At 44.0% G+C, this 1,728-nt stretch carries 1 protein-coding gene; it reads right to left on the bottom strand.

Annotation, left to right across the window (positions count from 1 at the left end; genetic code table 11):
* Nucleotides 1-235: 235 nt before the first annotated feature.
* On the bottom strand, nt 236-1,555 hold the full coding sequence (locus tag DWW86_RS16885) for an IS30 family transposase (protein ID WP_009243531.1): 1,320 nt from the start codon (nt 1,553-1,555) through the stop codon (nt 236-238).
* Nucleotides 1,556-1,728: the final 173 nt, after the last annotated feature.

Raw genomic sequence — 1,728 nt, 5'->3', positions numbered from 1 at the left:
TGGTTGAATGAAAAAGTAACTTCCACCATATATTGGCACAGGTAAAATAAGACCTTTTTGCAGGACTAACATCCATATAGTTCTGGATTATTCGTAAAAATTAACATATAATAAGGGCAGAAAACAAAGCTTTTTCTGGAAGATGGGCATGATTTTGGGACCACTGAAAGTACTTTTGAAAAAGTAACTTCCACCGGCCTGATTATGAAACCAGCACCGGAAATGGATCTTGCAGTTACTTTTTCAAGAGTGATGGCTTAAGGATCACCTGGTTGGCGGGAATCCTTTCCAGCTGGCAGAGGTCCAGCAGTTTTCTGTCTATCAGCAGCAGAGCCAGTTCAAACGGGGTGCAGCCGTTTAAACTGGCTCTTGCTACGCTATTGATGTGGTTGGTGATCAGAGTTACCTGCTCCTGGTCCAAGCCTGCGAATGTCGTACCTTTGGGGATAATATAACGGATGAATTCATGATTTTTTTCCAGACGTCCCTTCTGCCAGGAAGCCATGGGATCGCAGTAAAAGACACGGGATAGAAGTTCACCTTCAGGTCGTTCAAAAATAGCTGGATCTTTGAATGAGGCACCATTGTCTGTAAGAATGACCGGAAAGAGTTTTCGATATAGCTCTGCTCCCAGATGGGTATATATTCGCTGAAACACATCTTGTACGTTGTCCTTCCTGTCAGCCTCCATAAGAAAAATAAGCATAAGGCTACAATTACGGAAAAGCATGGTCAACAGTACTTGTTCTGATTTTCCCCCGGCACCTTCCACCACATCTAATTCCACCACATTTGTATCTGGAAACTTTTCCAGATATCTCTCAAAATCCTGATAGGATCTGTCTTTTCTATATCCAGTGTTGTCAGGTTCTCTGCGGACCTGCCGACGTTTTTTGTAGCGGACCTTCCGGGGAAGGTCGAGGTTGATTGCAGTGAAGTATCCCTGGTCTATATAGTTGTAGAGGGTCCTTATAGAACAAGGGACGGATTCCTGATTAGAAGCAAAGATATGGGACAAAGGCTGTCCCTGCAGAAGCAGAGGGGAAACCAGACGGTCCAGCTGTTCCAGGGACTCAGGAGTCTGGTTAATCCCAGACCGTGAAGAAGATTTTGTTTCACTGTAAATATCATTGGCATAATTGGCCCTGTAGAAATAGAAGTCGTGGGAACAGTTGCGTATCTGAGGGCAGTCATTACACACGTAGGGGGGCTTTTTTAACTTTTCGCAGAGTCTGGGAGTAAAGTCAGGACAATACATGGAACAGCGCTTAGGGCGGCATTTCCAGCATAAGGAATTACAAGTCTGATTTCCGCAGATATGCTGCTTTACACAGTTCTGAAAATGCTCGCATTCTGAGCGCTTCCGCTGGGTTTCGTTTTGAAAATGAGGAACCCGGAAAAGGTGACGCCGAATCTCCTTGGAAATGGTAGAAGAATCCTTGTTGATTCTGCAGGCAATCTGCGTGAAATTTTCCCCACGGCTGATACCATGTTCAATGGCAGCACGATCAGCAAGGGTAAGGTGTTTTTTGTTTCCAGTAGCTTTAGTAGACATAAATGAATCCTCCTATACAATAAAAATATTCCATTTCCGGTAGTTGGAGGATATGACCAGGGAGGAGCCCTGGTATTTCTTATAGAATAAACGATTGCAAGACTAACTTCCACCCCCAGTTCCTAATGTAGAGCAAAACAGACTAAAGGTGGAAGTTAGTTTTTCATTTAAGG

The sequence above is a fragment of the Ruminococcus sp. AF17-22AC genome (assembly GCF_003460065.1).
GTDB lineage: Bacteria > Bacillota > Clostridia > Lachnospirales > Lachnospiraceae > Blautia_A.
The sequence above is the reverse complement of the archived record's forward strand: the minus strand, read 5'-3'. Positions and strand labels throughout refer to the sequence as shown.